The sequence below is a fragment of the Mycolicibacterium iranicum genome, assembly GCF_014190915.1.
Taxonomy (GTDB): domain Bacteria; phylum Actinomycetota; class Actinomycetes; order Mycobacteriales; family Mycobacteriaceae; genus Mycobacterium; species Mycobacterium iranicum_B.
In genome coordinates, this window is the sequence record NZ_JACHVU010000001.1 from 480,810 (window position 1) to 500,279 (window position 19,470).

Genomic DNA, 19,470 nt, shown 5'->3' on the forward strand with positions numbered 1-19,470 from the left:
AAGTCGCAAGCGGCGCAGGACGAAGACTGCGGCCACGATGCCGAGCAGCAGCAGCACGCCCATGTCGATCAGGTACCACCTGAGGGCGTGATGCCAGAGGGGGTCGTCGACCGTGACCAGCGGCGCCACCTTGAGCAGGTCGATGACCGACGCCGAGGCCGCGAATCCCCAACGGGCGGGCAGGAAGAACGAGGCCTGCTCCAGCCCGACACGTCCCGTCACCGGAATCAGCCCGCCGGAGAACACGATCGACAACATGATGACCACGACCAGCATCGGCAGTATCTGCTCGTTCGAGCGGGCCAGCGAGGACAGCAGCAGCCCGACGACCGCCGAGACGATCGCGGTCAGCGCCAACGCGAGATACAGGTCGTAGACCGGGTTTCCGAGTACCAGGGCGCCCTGCGTCGGCCCCCCTTTTCCGTACACCACGATCGCGGTGACGATCGCGGCCTGGATCACGGCGAACACGCTGTACACGGCGACCTTGGCGAACAGGTAGGCCCCCGAGGACAGACCCACCGCCTGCTCGCGCCGGAAGATCGTGCGCTCCCCGACGAGGTCCCGGATCGTGAGCGCGGTGCCCATGAACACCGCGGCGATGTTGGCCAGGATCAGCAGCTGCGTGGGTTCGTTCGGCGACCCGCCGGTGGTGGTGGCCTCACCCAGACCCACCTCCCCGGGGACCACCAGCGACAGCGCCCCGAGGATGAACGGCAGCAGCACCAGGAACAGCGCGTATCCGCGGTCGGCGAACACCAACCGGACCTGTCTGCGTGCCAGCGTCGCCACCTGCCGGGTTGTGCTGGCCCGCGCCGGCTCGCCGAGCGGACCCGCCGCCGAGGTGGTCGCCGCCGCGGATTGCGCGACCTTCGGGTTCCGCGCGAGGAAGGCGGCGTGTGCCGCGTCGGGGTTCGTCGAGACCCAGGCGAAGATGTCGGCCCAGTCGCTGGTTCCGATCGCGGCCTGAATTCCGTTGGGCGGTCCGGCATACGCCGTCTTGCCGCCGGGTGCGAGCAAGAGCACCTGGTCGCACATGGTCAGGTAGGTCAGCGAGTGGGTCACGACCACGACCGTGCGCCCGGCGTCGGCGAGGCGGCGCAGCATCGACATGACCTGCCGGTCGAGCGCCGGATCGAGGCCGGAGGTCGGTTCGTCGAGGATCAGCAGCGATGGACCGGTCAAGAGCTCCAGCGCGACCGAGGCGCGCTTGCGCTGACCGCCGGAGAGTTTGTCGACACGCTTGTTCCGGTGCTCGGTGAGCTCGAGCTCACCGAGCACCCGGTCGACGACTGCGCGGCGGTCGGCCCGGCTGGTGTCCGGCGGCAGCCGCAGTTGCGCGGCGTAGGACAGGGCCTGGTTCACGGTCAGCTGCCGGTGCACGACGTCGTCCTGGGGGACCATGCCGATGCGCGACCTCATCGTCGCGTACTCGGCGTGGACGTCGTGGCCGTCGAAGCTGACGGTCCCCGAGGATGGATGGCTCAGTCCGCCAAGCAATTTGATCAGCGTCGACTTGCCTGCGCCCGAGGGGCCGATGACGGCGGTGAGGGTGCCCGGCCGCGCCGCGAAGGAGACGTCGGTGAGCAGGTCGTGACCGTCGATCTGCAAGCTCAGACGGTGGGCCTCCACACCGCCTGTGGACTGGGTGTCGGTCCTGGGCTTCAACGTGGAACCGCCGGTGTAGACCAGGTCGGTGTTGCCGATGGTCACCACGTCGCCGGCACGCAACGTGACCGCCGTGATGCGGACACCGTTGACGAACGTTCCGTTGTTGCTCGCGTTGTCGTACAACTCCGCTGCCGTCGCTGTCGGCACCAGATAGGCATGGGTGCGCGACGCCAGCGAATCATCCACGTGCACAGCCGAAGTGGAGTGCCTACCGATGGTGAGCGCACCCGGCGGCGGACCGGCGGGCTTCGCCGGGAGCACCTTCTTCACCGCACCGGTCATGCGGGCGAGGACGTCGTCGTCCCTGTCGTTCGCGACGACCGGCGGCGGGCCCGCCGGCCGCGGGGGTGCGCTGCGCGGCGGGACGGGGTGGGCCGGTGCCGGGGTCGGTGGGCGCGTCGGCGTCTGCCTCGGCTGGGGCGGGCGCGGCTGGGGCGGAGGCGGCGCAGGCCGGGGCGGCGTCGCGCGGGGCGAGGGCGGTCCGCTGCCCGGCGCCGGAGGTCGCGCGGGTGGCGCGGGGCGTGGCGGTGGCGGGGGCGCGTCCCGCCGGGGCACCCCACCGCGTTCCGGCGGCGGGGCCGTGCGTGGCGGGGCCGTGCGTGGCGGCGCGCCGGCCGGGTGGCCGGCCGCGATCGGCACCTGCTGGGTGGTGACCCGGAAGGTCAGCGGCGGTCCGTCGGGCGCCCCCAGGTTGATGCGGACGTCGTCATCGATCGGCACGCTGGCCGCGCGCCGGCCGTCGACGTAGATTCCGTTGCGGCTCTTGTCTATTGCGGTCCATTGCCCCGCGTCGGCATGCAGGATCACGTGGACGCGGGAGATCGCCTGCTTGGCGGCGATCTCGACGCGGATGTCCGCCTCCGGTCCTCGTCCGACGGTGATGTCCCTGCCGGGTCCGAAGGTGTACATCGCTGCGCCGAGCCAGACGACCAGCGGAGGAGCTGCAACCCCGGTCACGGGTGCACCTTTCTGTCGATCGTCCGACGACGCTCAGCGGCCCGCCGACATCCGCTGGATCCCGCGGTGCACCTGCACACCGACGTAGCCGAGCGCGGCCGCGATCACCACCGACCCGGCCGCGGTGATGATCAGCATGAGGATCGTGCCCCCCGCCACGTAGGGCAGCCCGGACAGCGACAGCGCTCCGGTCAGCGCGAACAGGGCGCCGAGCAGGAACAGCAGTCCGCCGACCAGGCAGATGCCGTACACGATGAACTGGTGGGCCTTCTTCGTCCCGACGGCGAACAGGAGATAGGCCAGCCCGACCCAGACGCCGGCGCTGAGCACGAGGCTCAGCAACCCCGGCAGCAGAGCGAACACCAGACACAGCACCAACCCGATCGCGAACGAGACGTACACGAACTGGTCGGGTTGCTGGCGCCGGAAGTTCTGGAACCACGGCTGCTTGATCAGGTCGCCGCGGACACCCCGCTCCATGAGTTTCGCAATGACGTTGTTGCCCTTGTTGAGGAGTTCCTGCGCGCTTGCCGCGGACTGGGGCGGTGGTCCCGGCGGGGGATAGGACGGCCCGCCGGGGAAGGCGCCCGGCGGCGGGGGCGGGGGCGGGGGCGTCGCACCGGTCGGTGACGGCCCGCCGGGGCCGGCCCCGTAGGGCGTGGCATGTGGGTGCGGCGCGCCGCTCCACCCCTGCCCTGGCCCACCGGGCGGCGGATACGGAGGCTGGAATCCACCACCCTGCGGAGCAGACGGGGGTGGCGGTGCCGACGGGGATGGCGCCGACGGCGGCCACGAGGGTGCCTGCGGCGCCGGGTCGACCCGCTGCTGCGGCGGTGGCGGCGGGACGTCCCCTCCGGGCGTCCGGGGTACGACGTGCGTCTTCTCGCCCGCATCGTCCCCGGTGGTGCTGTGCTCGACTGACGGGCCGGAGAATCGGGTCACCACCTGGGTTTCTTCGCCGTCGGCCGGTGACGGCGCCGAGCCGATCTGCCGGGTCTGTTCCTCGGCGGCGTCGTCGTGGCCACCGGCCTTATTACCCGCGTGCGTCATTCGTTCGTCGTCCCCCTGAGTCAGGTGAAGCGCTTCGTTTCGAAACCTACACTAGCGCTATCAGTCGTAGCACCGCTACGGTTTATGCTGTGACTATGACTTCCACCGAGATCGAGGGAGAGCAGCCCGACGGCACGCTGCCACTGACGGTGCGTGTGGGTTCGGCGACCCACACCTTCGAACCCTCCGATACTCCCGTGGTGGTCGGCCGGGACGATCCCGACAACGACAAGCACGTGCAGATCCCTCTCAGCGACAGCCGTATCTCCCGGCGCCATCTCGTCGTGACGGTCCGCGACGGAGACTGGGTGGGCACGCCCGAGGGTCGCAACGGGGTCTTCGTCGACGGCCAGCGCAAGGACGACCCGTTCGTCATCGCACCGGAGGGGATGACCGTGGTGCTCGGGCATCCGTTCAGCGGAATCCCGATCTACTTCAGCACTCTCGACCCCGACATCGTCTACGTCGGCGCCCAGGTCGCCAAGCGCCGCACGGAACTCGACCTGTCCCAGCGCACCCTGGCCGCCAACAAGGTGATCAACGCCGGGGCGCTGATCTCGTTCGAGAAGGGCCGCAGCTGGCCGAGGGACAAGACCCGGGAGCGGCTGGAGGCCGCCCTGGGCTGGCCGCCCGGGACGCTGGCGAAGATGCGCCGCGAGCACGCCGCGACGACCAGCGCCACCGCGGCGGCCGCGCAGTCGGCGGAGGGCGAGAGGACCGAGGTGCTGGGCGCCGGCGGAGGCACCACCACTGTCGAGGCCAAATACATGGCCGAGACGATCGCGTTGGCGCTGGCGAACATTCGCGCGCAGATCGACTCGTTGCCGGCCCCGGCCGACCCCGCTTTTCCGCCGCGCGCCGCCGCGCTGCTGGGCGACCTCGCCCGGCTGGAGGCCCTGGCCTACAACGCGTCGCGGGGTGCGCTCGGCGCCGAGACCGTGTTCGTGCAACTCAGCGCCGTCCGACGCGCCTACCGCGAACTGATGATGCGCGCGGCGACCTCACCGCAGGCGACCCTGGGCCAACGCCTGTTCGCCGCGCGGCACCGCGCCGAACTCAGCGTCGAGGAGGCTGCGACGATGGTCGGGCTGCAGGCCGCCGATGTGAAGGCCGCCGAGACGGGAGAACCGGTCAGCGAGCCGGCGCTGAGCGCTCTGCACCGGCTGCTGTCGGCGCTGCAGTAGGACGGGGAACCCTCGATGCATCTGCCGGTGACCGCGAAGTACTAAGGGGAGCAATGTCTTTCAATGTCGGTGATGTCGTCGGCGGGTACACCATCGAAGGAGTGCTGGGCTCCGGCGGCATGGGCACCGTGTACCGGGCGCGCAACCCCGTGCTCCCCCGCAGCGATGCGTTGAAGATCCTCAGCGCCGAGTTCTCGCGCGACGACCAGTTCCGGGCGCGGTTCCAGCGCGAGGCCGACGTCGCCGCCACCCTGGACCACCCCAACATCGTCGCGGTGTATTCGCGCGGCGAAGCCGAGGGTCAGCTCTGGATCGCCATGCAGTACGTGGCCGGCACCGACGCCGACCGTGAACTGCGTTCGGGCACGCTGACTCCCGAACGGGCCGCGCACATCACCACCGAGGTGGCCAAGGCGCTCGACTACGCACACCGCCGCGGGATCCTGCACCGCGACGTCAAACCCGCCAACTTCCTCCTCACCCCGGACGACGAACGGGTGTTCCTCGCCGACTTCGGTATCGCGCGCGCACTCGACGACGCCGCGCACCTGACCACCGACGGCACGGTCATGGCATCGGTCGCCTATGCCGCCCCCGAAGCGCTCACCGGCATTGCGGTGGACCGACGTTCCGACATCTACTCGCTGGGTTGCTCGCTGTTCCGCATGCTGACCAACAAGGCGCCGTACGCGGGACTGCCGGGCGGGCTGGCGGCCATGGCGGCGGCACACATGTCCTCGCCGCCGCCCAGGGTCACCGATCTGGTGCCCTCGCTCCCGCGCGCGCTCGACGACGTGATCGCCAAGGCGATGGCCAAGAACCCGGCGGAGCGCTATCAGACGGCGCGCGAACTCGCGGATGCCGCCACCGCGGCGATCGCCGACTCGACGACCGCCATCCCCAGGTCGACCGTCACGCAGGAGTGGACGTCCCCGCCGGCGAGCCGGCCGGACCAGAGACCCCCCGGCCCGCCCCCGCCTCCGTGGACCGGCGGGCAGCACCCGCAGGGCCCCCGGCCACAGGATCCGCACGGCGCCGTCACCTACCCCACCGGCTATTACAGCGGCCCGCACGCGCACACCCAGCCCCGTCCGCCGGCCCCCCCGCAGGGCCCCGGGGGTGGCTCACCCGCGGTGTCACCGGCCCGCGCACGCACGCCGCGCACGCGTCGCCGGTTGATCATGGGCGGCAGCCTCGTTGCGATCATCGCGCTGGTCGTGGGGGTCGGCATCTTCCTGACCAACTACTCGAGCAAGCCGGCCTACACCGCACAAACGATCTCCCACGTGCACGGGTCGACCCAGATCAGCGAAGCTCCCACCGCCGTCGCCGCGCTCGGGCCGGGGGACGCCGACGCGATCCTGGCCCTGGGACTGCAGCCGGCCGCCATCATGTCCGCTGACGGGGCCCTGCCCTCCTATCTCCAGGACAAGGTCACGGGGTCGCCCCCGGTCATGGGCTTCATCGACACCAACGCCATCCAGTCCGCCAAGCCCGATCTGATCATCGCCACCGGCGAGGTCGACGACGCCACCTACGAGCGCCTGCAGTCGATCGCACCGACGGTCACGCGACCCGCCGACACCCAGCAGGCATGGAACTGGGAGACCCAGCTGCAGTGGATCGGCAAGATCGTCGGCCGCGAGACCCAGGCGAATCAGCTGATCAGCACGATCGGCGTGCAGCAGACCGATCTGAAGAACCAGAACCCGTCGGTGGCGGGCAAGTCGGTCGAGATCCTCAACGTCACGCCGACCGGGCTCACACAGACACTGAACCCGTCGAACGCCGCGAACTTCCTGTCCTCGCTCGGCCTGACCTACAACAACTCCCTGCAGCGGACGGCGAGCGACTCCGGCCCGACGCGGCCACTGGCCGACACCAGCACGTTGTACCTGCTCAAGAGCGACGTTCTGGTTGTAGTGCGCACCGACGAGGCGGCTGGCGGCGGTGGGGCCGCCGGATTGCCGAGGGAATTGGCCGCCTTCCGCGGCGCGATGGTGATCGTCGACGATCCGGACATCGTGGCCGCGCTGGCCGACCCGGGCGGCTATCTGGCCACGCAGTTCCTCGACTCCGCTCTGGTCCCGCAGCTCGCCGACACCATCCGGTGATGACGGTACCGGGCTGTCGATTTTGCTGCATCCGCGCGCTGGGCGTCGGAGAGCACCTGCGCGCTGGCTGAAAACTTCTGTCACGGAGGGGGTTGCAGGGGATTTAAGGTGAGAAGTGCGTCGACCATCTGACTTTGCGAGCGGCGTCGAGGACGACCTCGGTGCCCGACGACAGAAAGAGAGACACTGAATGAGGTTTCGAATTGGCGCCGTGATGGCAGTCGCGAGCGCGACGGTCATCGCGCTGGCCGGCTGCTCCGGAAGCGGGGACAGTGGCGGCAGCGGCGGATCGGACAGCGGCGTGGATGCCGCGAGCCTGGTGCAGGAGTCGTCGCAGGCGATGCAGGATCTGACCGGCGCACATGTGGTCATCACCGCCGAGGGTCGGGTACCGAACCTCAAGGTGACCAAGCTCGAGGCCGACATCGCCTCGAAGCCGACCCCGGTGGCCACCGGCACCGCGTCGATCCAGGTCGGTCAGCAGAATCAGGAGGCTCAGCTGATCTATGTCGACGGACGCCTCTACTCCGACATCGCCGAGCCGGGCAAGTGGACGGACTACGGCACGGGCACCTCGATCTACAACCTCGCGGTGCTGTTCGATCAGCAGAACGGGCTCGCCAACGCCCTCGCGAATCTCAAGGACCCCAAGGCGGAGGGCTCCGAGGAGATCGACGGCGTCAAGACGACCAAGATCACCGGCACCGCGTCGACCACCGACGTCGCACAGCTGGCCGGCGCCAGGAAGGCACCCGAGAAGGAGCAGACCGTGCCGATGACGGTCTGGATCGCCGACGAGGCGCCGCACTACCTCGTGCGCGCGCAGATCACCCCGGTCCCGGACACCAGCGTGACGATGACGCTGTCCGAGTTCGGCAAGACCGTCACTGCCCAGAAGCCCGTCTAGCGCTCCCGACTCCGTGGCTCTGCCCAGCAGAGCCCCCGATATTGGAAAGGATTTCCTGCACATGTTGGTCAATTCCTGGAGGACACGCGTTGCGGTCCTCGCCACCGCTCCCCTGGCCGCGCTGGGCGTCAGCCTTGTCGGCATCCCGACCGCCAACGCCGAGTTGTATTACGGGGCAATCGCTTACGCGGACAACGGCGCGGGTGCGTCCACGTGGAACTACCCCACCCGCCGCGACGCCGAGCAGGCCGCGGTCGACTACTGCGGTTACTCCAGCTGCGACGTGCTGAGCAGCTTCTCCGAGTGTGGCGCAGTGGCATTCGACGGGAGCCGGCTCTACGGCGGTACCGGCCGCACCCTGGCCCTCGCTCAGCTCGACGCCCTGAACAACCTGGGCGGCGGATGGATCGAACTCTGGGCCTGCAACAACTAGGCCGACAGACAAATCTCGCCGGGACGCAGTGCGCGTCCCGGCGAGTTTTCTTGTGTACAGAGGCGGGTCGCGCCTATGCGGCCAGACCGCCGGCGGCCTGATCGATGAGGCGCCCGTAGACGCCGCGAACGGTACTGAAGGCCGCCGCGGCGTCCTCGGCGCCCAGCGCGGACAGTGCTCCGAGGAGTCCGTCCACCCGGTTCAGGCGAGCCCGGAGTCCGGTCGACCCGGCGGCAGGTAGTTCCGCCAAACCCGCCGCGATGGAATCGAACGACACCACGATGGCCTCGTTCAACAGCGCCCGCCGCAGCTCGTCGCTCAACGTCTCGGTGTCCTCGTCGGGGTCCGCGACCCGGTCCGTGCCGACCAGTGCCAGCGCGTCGACCGATACCGGTGAGACAGGGACCGGCAGCGTCGTCGGCTCCGACACGTAATGGAACGTGACCGCTACTCCGTCGGGATGGCCCAGATGCAGCGTCATCCCGTCCGTGATGTGCAGGTCGCTGACCCGCTGCCCGTCCAGATAGACCCCGTTGCGGCTGGCGTAGTCGACGAGACGCCACGGCGACCCCGGAATGACGCGCACATGCAGCCGCGAGATGGCGGGGTGGGCGATCTTGACGTGCGCGGGTGGGTTCTCGCGGCCGATGAGAAGTTCACCGTCTGCAGCTGACCAGACGACCTCGTGCCCCTGAAACGAGATCACCAGGTCGGCCGCTGTGGATTGCCGGGCGGGGTGGTTTTGGTCCATCGGTGCGCCTCTCTCGTCTGCAACGGATATCACGTCGCGGTGATACGTCTTAGTGATCTGAAACGTAGCGGTTTGCGCTTCATGTTGCAAGCCTTTAGCGCTACAGGATGGCCGGTTGGCCCACGCTGCATGCGGACCCATGGCGCTCCTATCTGCGACTGTTGGCTAGTCAACCAGCTGTTTCAGGCGATTGCACCGCAACACTTGCGCTACATCTCGCGCTATGTTTATAGTCGTAGCACCGCAACACGTTCACGATCGAAAGGACCTCACATGATCGCCACCGCCGCTTTCAGCCCCCTCCGCCGCGTCTCGGCAGGGACCCTGACCGGGCTCGCCGTCCTGGCCGCCGCCGCTACCGGGATTGCGACGCCGGCTGCAGCCGCCCCCGGCGCACCCCTGCCGGCCTTCACCGACGGTGAGCCCGGGCTGCCCTCGCTGCTCCTCGACGGCCCCGAAGCCACCGACCTTCTCGGCGCGCAGCTCGAGACGAACAGGACCTACTACAGCCTGGCCAACAACGACACCGTGCGCCCGTCGCAGTGCGTGGGCGCCTACCTGGCGGGCCAGTCCGACGCATACGCCGGCGCGGACACGATCGACGTCGCCGTCCGGCGGCTGTCGGGCAAGAGCACCCTGGTCACCGAGGCCGTCGTCCAGCTGGCCAGCAAGCGCGAGGCACTCGCCCAGGTCGAGGCCATCGCCGACAGTTGGAAGGAGTGCGGCGGGATGACCATGTCCGAACGCTCCTCCGAGGACGGCTCGCTGCAGCAGTGGAAGCTCGGCAGCCCGGTCCTCAACGACGACAAGACCATCGTCACGCTCAGCCAGACCCTGGTCGGCGGACGGGCCACCTGCGAACGTGCCGCGGCCGCCTACCGCGACGTGGTCATCGACGTGCTCAGCTGCAGCGGCTCGCGAAGCGCATCCGGAATGGCGTCCGACGTGGTCAAGGCGATCGCCGACAAGGCCTCGCAGCCGGCCATCTGACCGTTGCGCGGGGCGGTGCACGCCCGGCCGCAGGGTGAATACTGACCAGCAACCCGCGGCACCCGGCGGCGGATCGGCGGCGGGAGCCGGCGGTCCGAGTGCCGGACACGCGACGAGTACCTGAAGAAGGGACGAGCGAGCAGCATGAGCAACGACGACGACCGCGACGGCAACGCCACCTCCGATTGGCCGCTGAGCACGCCCCCACCACCGCAGCACCCGGTGGGCGACGACGGAGACGCCACCACCGTCGTACCCCGGATGTCGCCCCCGCCCCCACCGGTGCCCCCCGCTCCCCCGGGATGGCAGCCCCCACCGCCCCAGGCACCGCCGTGGCAGGGACCACCGCCCCAACACTCCTGGCCCGCTGCGTATCCGGGCGCCGGCGTGCCGCCGCCTCCCCCCGGCGGTTGGGGACCGCCCGGCGCCTATCCCCCGCCGCCCCAGCCGGTGACCCCCAGACCGCCCAAGTCCCACGGCAGACGCTGGGCATTGATCGTTGCAGCTGTAGTGGCCGTCGTGGCGCTGGTGCTCGCAGGCTTGGTGGTCCTCAGGAAAGACAATTCCGCCGAAAGTGCGAGTCCGACAACGACTTCGCCTGCTACGACCACGACCGCCCCACCTTCTCCGCCCACCACGACAGCACCGGCCTTGGCCGATCCCATGGCGGTGGCGTCGTATCTCGCCTCACCCGAAGAAGCCGGCAGCCTGGCCGACAATCGCCCGATGACACCAGGGCCGATCGGCAAGGAGCCGTACCGCAATGTCACCGTCGAGCCATTCGCCTGCACGGCGGCCACGGTGCCCGGCATCGAGGCGGCATACGGCGGTACGGCCTTCAACGGTTTCGCGGCCCAGAACGTGTGGGACGCCGACGAGAAGTTCAAGATCGTCCAGGTGATCGCGTCGTTCGCCTCCGAGAAAGAGGCCGCATCCTTTTTCGACAGGCAGGTCAACTCATGGGATCAATGCACCGACACTGCCTTCGTCGCCAGCATCCAGGGCGGCGGTCAGGATCGGGCGTCCACCGGCGTCATGACCAAGAACGACGGAATCGCGGTTCTGCCCATCACGCCGACCGCGAGCGCTGACGGACGCACGTGTGAGCGTGCGATCACGTCCCGGCTGAACACCTTCATCGATGTTCGGGTGTGCGGCGCCGATGCCGGCGGCGACGGTGTCGCCCTGGCGCGCACCATCGCAGACAAAGTCGCCGCCACGCGCTGATCACTCACATCACCGACATGCAGCACTCGGTACCGCGGTACGTTCGATCGATGTATGCGGGGGATTCAGCGGGCCGGAACCAGTGGTGGAAGCGAGCAGCCGCGGTGGTCGCCGCAGTGGCAGTCGTGGCCGGATGCGGCACCCACGTGACGGGTACCGCCGTCACTGCACCCGTCGACCCCTCGGCCCCGGTCGACCCCACACTGCTGGACACGGCCAACTACCCGACCGTCCCGGTCCGGCTCGGGCCGGCAGGCACTCCCGGCATCGGAGCGATCCTGGACGGCCAGCGGATGCTGAACTTCGTGCCAGGACCCTGGGACGCCGATCCGAGCTTGATCGAAGGCGGCGCGCTCTCCCCCCAGGTGACGGCCAGGGCGTCCGGACTCAGTCTGCGGGTCGGTGACCACGTGATCGCCATTGCCGACCGGCTCAAGCTCGTCAACGCCGTCTACACCTCGCGGTCCAGTGAGAACAAGACGATCAATCACACAGTGCTGCGGTTCCCGGACCCGCCGACCGCCGCGGCCGCGGCTACAGAGATGGCGGACGGATCGCTGCGCGCGCTTGTCTTCAAGGAGCGGGTCGACCGTGTCCCCGTTCCCGGGCATCCCGAAGCGCTCGCCGTCGGGGCCCTGAACACCACCGGAGGGGCGAATCCCCCACCGCATATCGTTGCCGTCTACACCGCACACGGTCCCTACGTGTTTCACGAAGAGATCGTCGCCGAAAGCCGGGAGGTGGCAACACAACTCGCCGGCCGCATGCTGGACCTTCAGATCCCGTTGATCGACCAGTTCCAGCCGACGAACCCGGCCGACTTCGCCTCCATCCCCCGCGATCCCACCGGTCTGCTGTCCCGCACGCTGCCGCTCGACGACAAGGACTCCCCGACCACCAAGGGTGTGTACGAACGGTCCGGAACCTTGCATTTCCAGACAGATCCGGTGCGTTCGGCCGCGCTGTTCGACCGCGCCGGGCTCAAGGCGCTCGCGAGGGCGAACGGGACCGTGTACGAGGCGGCGCACCCGGCGGGCGCCACCGCGATCATGGAGGACTTCGCCGACGAGGTGACCTCGGACTACGCCCCGGCCGCCGGGGTGCCGAACCTGAATGCCAGCCGATGCTTCCAGCTCAAGGCCGCCGACAACGGCCCGGTCCAACTCAGCGCGGGTGCGTACTGCGTGGCGACAGCTGACCAGTACGTCATCGAAGCGCAGGGCAGTCAGTTGCAGGACCTCCACCACCGGGTCGCCGCGCAGTACGTGATGCTCACCGCCGGCTGATAAACGAAGAGGTCACGGACTCGATGAGTCCGTGACCTCTGTCGCGTGGTGGGCGAAGGGGGACTTGAACCCCCACGTCCCGAAGGACACTGGCACCTGAAGCCAGCGCGTCTGCCATTCCGCCACTCGCCCGAAACAACCGGGGGAGCCTATCACGTACGAATTACCGAGTAGGCGACCCCGCCTCCCAACCGTACTGGCGCACCCCCTTCATCTCCAAAACGGGCCTCCGCACGAGGCTGACCAGCACAGATACGTTTCTCACAGATTTGTTTGTCACGCATGAGCACCGGGGGCCGATAGCATGCATGCAAGCATCGCTGCCAGTCGACGCGCTGGCGGGCCACAGGGTGCGGGCACGAACTGTGCACAACCGAGGGAGGCGATCGGGGAGATGGGACTGGTCGACCGCTTCGAGCGCAAGCTCGAGGCCACGGTCGGCGACGCGTTTGCCCGGGTCTTCGGCGGGTCCATCGTGCCCCAGGAAGTGGAGACACTGCTGAGGCGCGAAGCGGAGACCGGCGCCCGCGAAGTCCACGGCGGACGGGTTTTGGCCCCGAACGACTACGTCATTACCCTCAGTGTGCCTGACTATCGCAAGGTGATCGCCGACCCGGACATCACCTCGACTACGTTCGCCAAGCACTTGGAGGGATACATCCATGAGCAGGGATGGCAAACGTATGGTGATGTGGTCGTCAGATTCGAGCAGTCACCCAACCTGCACACCGGACAGTTTCGCGGGCGTGGCGCGGTCAATCCCGACGCGACCACTGTCGAACCCGCTCCACCACCACGAGACGTCACGTCCCACGCAGAACCAGGAGTACCAGCGATGACCGACAATCCGAGCTACCGCGGCGGCCCAGGACAGGGTCGGCCCGACGAGTACTACAACCGTCCCGAGAACCGCCCTGACAATCGTCCCGAGGACGACCGTTACAACCGCGGCGACGACCAGCGCGGCTACCCGCCCGCCGACCAGGGCTACCCCCCGCAGGGCGATCCGGGCTACCCGGCCCGCGGCGGCTACCCCGACCAGGGTGGCTATCCCGATCAGGGCGGCTATCCGGACCAGGGCGGCTACCCACCCCAGTCGTACGAGCAGCGCCCGCCCGCGGGCTACGGCCCCCCGTCGGGCGGCTACCCCCCGCAGAACTACGAGCAGCGCCCGCCCGCCGGTTACGGTCCCCCGCCCGGTGGCCCGCAGGGTTACGGTGCGCCTCAGGGCGACTACGACTACGGCCGTCGTCCCGATGACGGCTACCCCCAGCAGGGCCGGCCCGCCTACCCCGACCACGGCGGCGGCTACCCCGATCAGGGTGGTTACCCGGACCAGGGCGGCTACGGCGGTCAGCAGTCCTACGGGCGGCAGGACTACGCCCAGCCCGACTACGGCCGCTACGGCGAAGCCCCGGCCGGATACGGCGACCAGGGCTACGGCGAGCCCGGCGGTGGCTACGGCGACCAGGGCTACGGCGCGCCCGCCGGTCAGCAGGGTGGATACGGCGGTTACGGCGCGGGCCAGGGCGACTACCCCGGCGGCGCGACGGTCACGCTCCAGCTCGATGACGGCAGCGGACGCACCTACCAGCTGCGCGAAGGCGCGAACGTGATCGGCCGCGGGCAGGACGCGCAGTTCCGGCTGCCCGACACGGGTGTGTCGCGTCGCCACCTCGAAATCCGCTGGGACGGCCAGGTCGCGCTATTGTCAGACCTCAACTCCACCAACGGCACGACGGTGAACAACGCTCCGGTACAGGAGTGGCAGCTGGCCGACGGCGACGTCATCCGGCTCGGACATTCGGAGATCATCGTCCGGGTTCACTAGGACGCGCCGTCCGGGGAAGCGGTCGCGTGACCCTCACGACGGTCGTCGCCCCAGTATGGTGGCGGTGCCGAAAGAACGCCTACGAGCGCTTGCGCGAGGAGTGTCACCGGGACGGAGAGGACGTCAGATGCAGGGGCTTGTTCTGCAGCTGACCCGCGTCGGCTTCCTGTTGTTGCTGTGGCTGTTCATCTGGTCTGTGCTGCGCATCCTGCGTACCGACATCTACGCGCCGACCGGCGCGGTCATGGTGCGCCGGGGCCTGGCACTGCGCGGGTCGCTGCTCCCCAACCGCGGGCGCAGGACAGTTCCCCGGCAATTGGTGGTGACCGAAGGCGCGCTCGCGGGTACCCGCATCCCGCTGGGAACCCAGCCGGTGCTGATCGGGCGCGCCGACGACTCGACGCTCGTATTGACTGACGATTACGCCTCGACTCGCCACGCACGGCTCTCACCACGAGGTCCGGAATGGTATGTAGAGGACCTAGGATCAACCAACGGTACATACCTCGACAGGGCGAAGGTGACGACAGCGGTACGAGTTCCGATGGGCACCCCGGTGCGAGTCGGCAAGACGGTGATCGAGCTGCGCCCGTGACGCTGGTATTGCGATACGCGGCCCGCAGCGACCGGGGTTTGGTGCGCGCCAACAACGAGGACTCGGTCTACGCGGGTGCGCGTCTGCTCGCGCTCGCCGACGGGATGGGCGGTCACGCCGCCGGTGAGGTCGCCTCGCAGTTGGTGATCGCCGCCCTGGCACACCTCGACGACGACGAGCCCGGCGGCGATCTGCTCGGCAAGCTCGATTCCGCGGTCCGCGAGGGCAACTCGGCGATCGCCGCCCACGTGGAGGCCGACCCCGAGCTCGAGGGCATGGGCACCACGCTCACCGCAATCCTGTTCGCGGGCAACCGCCTTGGCCTGGTCCACATCGGCGATTCCCGCGGCTACATGATGCGCGACGGCGAGCTCACCCAGATCACCAAGGACGACACCTTCGTTCAGACGCTGGTCGACGAGGGCCGGATCACCGCCGAGGAAGCCCACAGCCACCCGCAGCGGTCGCTGATCATGCGCGCGCTGACCGGCCACGAGGTCGAGCCGACGCTGATCATGCGGGAGGCGCGCGCCGGCGACCGCTATCTGCTGTGTTCGGACGGATTGTCCGATCCGGTCAGCCAGGAGACCATCGCCGAGGCGTTGCGCATCAAGGATGTCGCCGAGAGCGCGGACCGGTTGATCGAACTGGCGCTGCGCGGCGGCGGGCCGGACAACGTCACGGTGGTGGTCGCCGATGTCGTCGACTACGACTACGGCCAGACCCAACCGATTCTCGCCGGCGCGGTCTCGGGCGACGATGACCAGAGCGCACCGCCGAACACCGCGGCCGGCCGGGCGTCGGCGTTCAATCCCAAGCGCAATGCCGCCAAACGCGTTGTGCCCCAACCTGAAGAGCCACCGCCGCGCCCCCGGTCCCGTCGGCGCATGATCATCGCCGCGACGGTTCTGGTCCTGATGGTGCTGGCGGGCCTGGCGGTTGCACGCGAGATCGTGCGGAACAACTACTACGTGAGCGAACACGACGGCACCGTCTCGATCATGCGGGGTGTTCAGGGCTCCTTCCTCGGAGTCTCGCTTCAGGAGCCCTACCTTCTCGGTTGCCTGAACAGCCGCAACGAACTCTCCCTCATCAGCGCCGACCAATCCGGCGACAATCTGGACTGCCGCCTTCTCGGTGTCGGCGACATGCGCCCCTCCGAGCGCGCGCAGGTGATCGCCGGGCTTCCCTCCGGCTCCCTGGACGAAGCGATCGGTCAGATCGAGGAATTGTCGCGCAGCTCAGTGCTTCCCGTGTGCGCGCAGCCCACGTCCTCCCCCACTCCCCCGTCGGCGACGTCCCCGGCACCGCCGTCGGCGAGCTCGCCGCGCCCCGCGCCGACGCCGTCCCCCAGTTCCGGGCCGACCTCCGACGCACCGGAATCGCCGTCGCCCTCTGCTGAGCCGCGCACCACCGCGCCCCGCACCTCGGGGTCGGCTCCCCCGCCGAGCCCGCCGGTCTCCCCCGCTCCGCCCTCGCCGTCGCCGACCGTGACCGCGCTGCCTCCGCCACCACCTGAGCCGGGAACGAACTGCCGGGAAGTCTCATGACGACCCAGCCGCAGCCGCTCGTCGCCGTGACCCCCGCCCTGCCCAACAGGCGCAACGCCGAGCTGCTCCTGCTCGGGTTCGCCGCGGTGCTCACCACGGTCGCGCTGCTGCTCGTCGAGGCCAACCAGGAGCAGGGTCTGCGCTGGGATCTGGCGCAGTACACGCTCGCCTACCTTGCGTTGCTGACCGGAGCCCACCTGGCCGTGCGGCGGTTCGCCCCGTACGCCGACCCGCTGCTGCTGCCGGTCGTCGCGCTGCTGAACGGCTTGGGCCTGGTCATGATTCACCGCCTCGACCTCGCCGAGGCCCAGAGCGAGATCCGCGGTCTGGGCGGCACCGCCAACCAGCAGATGCTCTGGACGCTGGTGGGTGTGCTCGGGTTCTGCGCGGTCGTGATCTTCCTGCGGGACCACCGCATGCTGTCGCGCTACGGGTATGTGTTCGGTCTGACGGGCCTGGTGCTGCTCGCCATTCCCGCGGTATTGCCCAGCCGGTGGTCCGAGCAGGGCGGCGCGAAGATCTGGATCCAGTTCCCCGGCTTCTCCATTCAGCCGGCCGAGTTCTCCAAGATCCTGCTGCTGATCTTCTTCGCCGCGGTGCTGGTGTCCAAGCGGAGCCTGTTCACCAGCGCGGGCAAACACGTTCTGGGAATGGACCTTCCGCGGCCCCGCGATCTGGCGCCGCTGCTCGCGGCGTGGATCGCCTCGATCGCGGTGATGATCTTCGAGAAGGACCTCGGTACGTCGCTCCTGCTCTACGCGTCGTTCCTCGTGCTGGTCTACATCGCCACCGAGCGGTTCAGCTGGGTGGCGATCGGGCTGGCGCTGTTCGCCGCAGGCAGTGTGGCCGCCTACTACCTCTTCGACCACGTCCGCATCCGCGTGCAGAACTGGCGCGACCCGTTCGCCGACTACGACGGCGCCGGGTTCCAGATGGTCCAGTCGCTGTTCAGCTTCGCCACCGGAGGGATCTTCGGTACCGGCCTGGGCAACGGCCAGCCCGGAACCGTCCCGGCCGCCGCGACCGACTTCATCATCGCCGCGATCGGGGAAGAGCTTGGGCTGGTTGGCCTTTCGGCCGTGTTGATGCTCTACACCATCCTGATCATCCGGGGGCTCAGGACGGCGATCGCGGTCCGCGACAGCTTCGGCAAGCTGCTCGCCGCCGGGTTGGCCGCCACGCTGGCCATCCAGTTGTTCATCGTCGTCGGCGGCGTCACCAAGCTGATCCCCCTGACCGGTCTCACCACCCCGTGGATGTCCTACGGCGGGTCGTCTCTGGTGGCCAACTACGTGCTGCTGGCGATCCTGGTCCGTATCTCCCACTCCGCGCGCCGGCCCATCGTCACGACGGCACTACCGCCAGGCAACATCGCGGGTGCCAGCACCGAGGTGATCCAGAAGGTATGAACACCTCACTGCGCCGGGTCTCGGTCATGATCATGGCTCTGGTCGTGCTGCTGCTCGCCAACGCCACCCTCACCCAGGTTTTCACCGCCGACGGGCTGCGGTCGGATCCCCGCAACCAGCGCGTCCTGCTCGACGAGTACTCCCGGCAGCGCGGGCAGATCTCGGCGGGCGGGCAGCTGCTGGCGTACTCGGTATCGACCGAGGGACGGTTCCGGTACCTGCGCGTGTACCCCGACCCGCTGGCCTACGCCCCGGTGACCGGCTTCTACTCGCTGAGCTATTCGAGCGCCGGCCTCGAGCGCGCCGAGGACACCATCCTCAACGGCTCCGACCAGCGGCTCTTCGGTCGCCGGCTCGCCGACTTCTTCACCGGCCGCGACCCGCGCGGCGGGACCGTCGCCACCACCATCAACCCCGAGGTACAGCAGGCCGCGTGGGAGGCGATGCAGGACGGCTGCAACGGACCGTGCAAAGGCGCCGTCGTCGCCCTGGAGCCGTCGACCGGCAAGATCCTGGCCCTGGTGTCCGCGCCGTCGTACGACCCCAACCTGCTGGCGACCCACGACATCGCCCAGCAGAGCGACGCCTGGCAGCGGTTGCGGGACGACCCCGCCTCGCCCCTGCTGAACCGCGCCATCTCCGAGACCTACCCGCCCGGGTCGACCTTCAAAGTGATCACGACCGCGAGCGCCCTCCAGGCCGGCGCCACGCCGCAGACGCAGCTGACCGCCGCGCCGCAGATCGCGCTGCCCGACAGCACCGCCACCCTGGAGAACTTCGGCGGCGCACCGTGCGGCGGTGGCCCCACCACGTCGCTGGAGTACGCGTTCGCGCACTCCTGCAACACCGCGTTCGTCCAACTGGGCACCGACACCGGTGCCGACCCGCTGCGCTCGACCGCCCTCGGATTCGGGGTCGGCGCGCCTGCACCGACCATCCCCCTGCAGGTCGCCGAGTCCACCGTCGGCCCGATCCCCGACGACGCGGCGCTGGGCATGTCGAGCATCGGGCAGAAGGACGTCGCGCTGACGCCGCTGCAGAACGCCATGATCGCGGCGACCGTCGCGAACAAGGGCGTCACCATGCGGCCCTACCTGGTGGAGAGTCTGAAAGGGCCCGACTTGGCGAACATCGCCACCACCGCCCCCACCGAAGAGCGGCGGGCGGTCCCCGAGCAGGTCGCAGATACACTTACGGACTTGATGGTCGCCGCCGAGCAGGTGACTCAGCAGAAGGGAGCCATCGCCGGCGTGCAGATCGCATCCAAGACAGGCACTGCGGAGCACGGCACGGACCCGCGCAACACGCCGCCGCATGCCTGGTACATCGCCTTTGCGCCTGCTCAGGCACCCAAAGTCGCCGTCGCGGTGCTTGTCGAGGACGGCGGGGACCGGCTGTCTGCGACGGGCGGCGCTCTCGCCGCGCCGATCGGACGCGCCACGATCGCAGCTGCGTTGAGGGGGGCGTCGTGAGTCACCATGCCGGAGGCATGAAATGAGCCACCAGGCCGGAGGC

14 protein-coding genes, 1 tRNA gene and 1 pseudogene are annotated in these 19,470 nt (G+C 69.1%); 12 read left to right on the plus strand and 4 right to left on the minus strand.

The genetic code is table 11. The features are described from left to right. Together FHR72_RS02190 and FHR72_RS02195 are read right to left on the minus strand one after the other, a co-directional pair. Positions 1-2,580 (minus strand): annotated as a pseudogene (locus FHR72_RS02190) (ATP-binding cassette domain-containing protein); the annotation flags it as partial. Between the two features lie 81 nt (positions 2,581-2,661). Continuing rightward, the gene (locus FHR72_RS02195; RefSeq protein WP_183466258.1) at positions 2,662-3,678 is read right to left on the minus strand and encodes a hypothetical protein; all 1,017 of its coding nucleotides are present in this window, start codon (positions 3,676-3,678) and stop codon (positions 2,662-2,664) included. Positions 3,679-3,773: 95 nt separating this feature from the next. On the opposite strand from FHR72_RS02195, the gene FHR72_RS02200 reads away from it, so the two are divergent. The 4 genes from FHR72_RS02200 (at position 3,774) to FHR72_RS02215 (ending at position 8,316) form a co-directional block, all read left to right on the plus strand. Then, entirely contained in the window at positions 3,774-4,862 is a 1,089-nt protein-coding gene (locus FHR72_RS02200) for an FHA domain-containing protein (protein WP_183466259.1), read from the plus strand. A 53-nt stretch (positions 4,863-4,915) separates the two neighbouring features. Next, positions 4,916-6,976 (plus strand): serine/threonine-protein kinase, encoded by a 2,061-nt coding sequence (locus FHR72_RS02205; protein WP_183466260.1) that lies wholly within the window; start codon positions 4,916-4,918, stop codon positions 6,974-6,976. 190 nt (positions 6,977-7,166) lie between these two features. Further along, complete coding sequence (locus FHR72_RS02210; protein WP_183466261.1) at positions 7,167-7,883, plus strand: LppX_LprAFG lipoprotein; 717 nt, start codon at positions 7,167-7,169, stop codon at positions 7,881-7,883. A gap of 61 nt (positions 7,884-7,944) precedes the next feature. Then, complete coding sequence (locus tag FHR72_RS02215) at positions 7,945-8,316, plus strand: DUF4189 domain-containing protein (RefSeq protein WP_183466262.1); 372 nt, start codon at positions 7,945-7,947, stop codon at positions 8,314-8,316. 73 nt (positions 8,317-8,389) lie between these two features. Here FHR72_RS02215 and FHR72_RS02220 read toward each other — a convergent pair whose 3' ends face one another. After that, entirely contained in the window at positions 8,390-9,067 is a 678-nt protein-coding gene (locus FHR72_RS02220; RefSeq protein ID WP_183466263.1) for an FHA domain-containing protein, read from the minus strand. Between the two features lie 273 nt (positions 9,068-9,340). Between FHR72_RS02220 and FHR72_RS02225 the strand changes: the two genes are divergently transcribed. From FHR72_RS02225 to FHR72_RS02235, 3 genes are all read left to right on the plus strand, one after another. Further along, entirely contained in the window at positions 9,341-10,057 is a 717-nt protein-coding gene (locus FHR72_RS02225; protein WP_183466264.1) for a sensor domain-containing protein, read from the plus strand. 519 nt (positions 10,058-10,576) lie between these two features. After that, on the plus strand, positions 10,577-11,284 hold the full coding sequence (locus tag FHR72_RS02230) for a sensor domain-containing protein (protein ID WP_183466265.1): 708 nt from the start codon (positions 10,577-10,579) through the stop codon (positions 11,282-11,284). Positions 11,285-11,388: 104 nt separating this feature from the next. After that, positions 11,389-12,570: a DUF7373 family lipoprotein gene (locus FHR72_RS02235; protein WP_183466266.1), complete on the plus strand. Its 1,182-nt coding sequence runs from the start codon at positions 11,389-11,391 to the stop codon at positions 12,568-12,570. A gap of 46 nt (positions 12,571-12,616) precedes the next feature. Here FHR72_RS02235 and FHR72_RS02240 read toward each other — a convergent pair. Continuing rightward, positions 12,617-12,702, minus strand: a tRNA-Leu gene (locus FHR72_RS02240). A gap of 262 nt (positions 12,703-12,964) precedes the next feature. Between FHR72_RS02240 and FHR72_RS02245 the strand changes: the two genes are divergently transcribed. The 5 genes from FHR72_RS02245 to pbpA all read left to right on the plus strand — a co-directional run bounded on the left by FHR72_RS02245 (position 12,965) and on the right by pbpA (position 19,427). Next, the gene (locus tag FHR72_RS02245) at positions 12,965-14,401 is read left to right on the plus strand and encodes an FhaA domain-containing protein (RefSeq protein ID WP_183466267.1); all 1,437 of its coding nucleotides are present in this window, start codon (positions 12,965-12,967) and stop codon (positions 14,399-14,401) included. Positions 14,402-14,528: 127 nt separating this feature from the next. Further along, a complete protein-coding gene (locus FHR72_RS02250) occupies positions 14,529-14,996 on the plus strand; it encodes an FHA domain-containing protein FhaB/FipA (protein ID WP_183466268.1) in 468 nt (155 codons plus the stop codon). Then, complete coding sequence (locus FHR72_RS02255; RefSeq protein ID WP_183466269.1) at positions 14,993-16,546, plus strand: PP2C family protein-serine/threonine phosphatase; 1,554 nt, start codon at positions 14,993-14,995, stop codon at positions 16,544-16,546. The genes FHR72_RS02250 and FHR72_RS02255 overlap by 4 nt, the downstream gene beginning before the upstream one ends. Beyond that, on the plus strand, positions 16,543-17,955 hold the full coding sequence (locus tag FHR72_RS02260; RefSeq protein WP_183466270.1) for a peptidoglycan glycosyltransferase RodA: 1,413 nt from the start codon (positions 16,543-16,545) through the stop codon (positions 17,953-17,955). The genes FHR72_RS02255 and FHR72_RS02260 overlap by 4 nt, the downstream gene beginning before the upstream one ends. Then, positions 17,952-19,427, plus strand: a complete 1,476-nt coding sequence (gene pbpA, locus FHR72_RS02265; protein ID WP_183466271.1) for a D,D-transpeptidase PbpA — start codon at positions 17,952-17,954, stop codon at positions 19,425-19,427. Before FHR72_RS02260 ends, pbpA begins: the two co-directional genes overlap by 4 nt. The last annotated feature ends 43 nt before the right edge of the window (positions 19,428-19,470 follow it).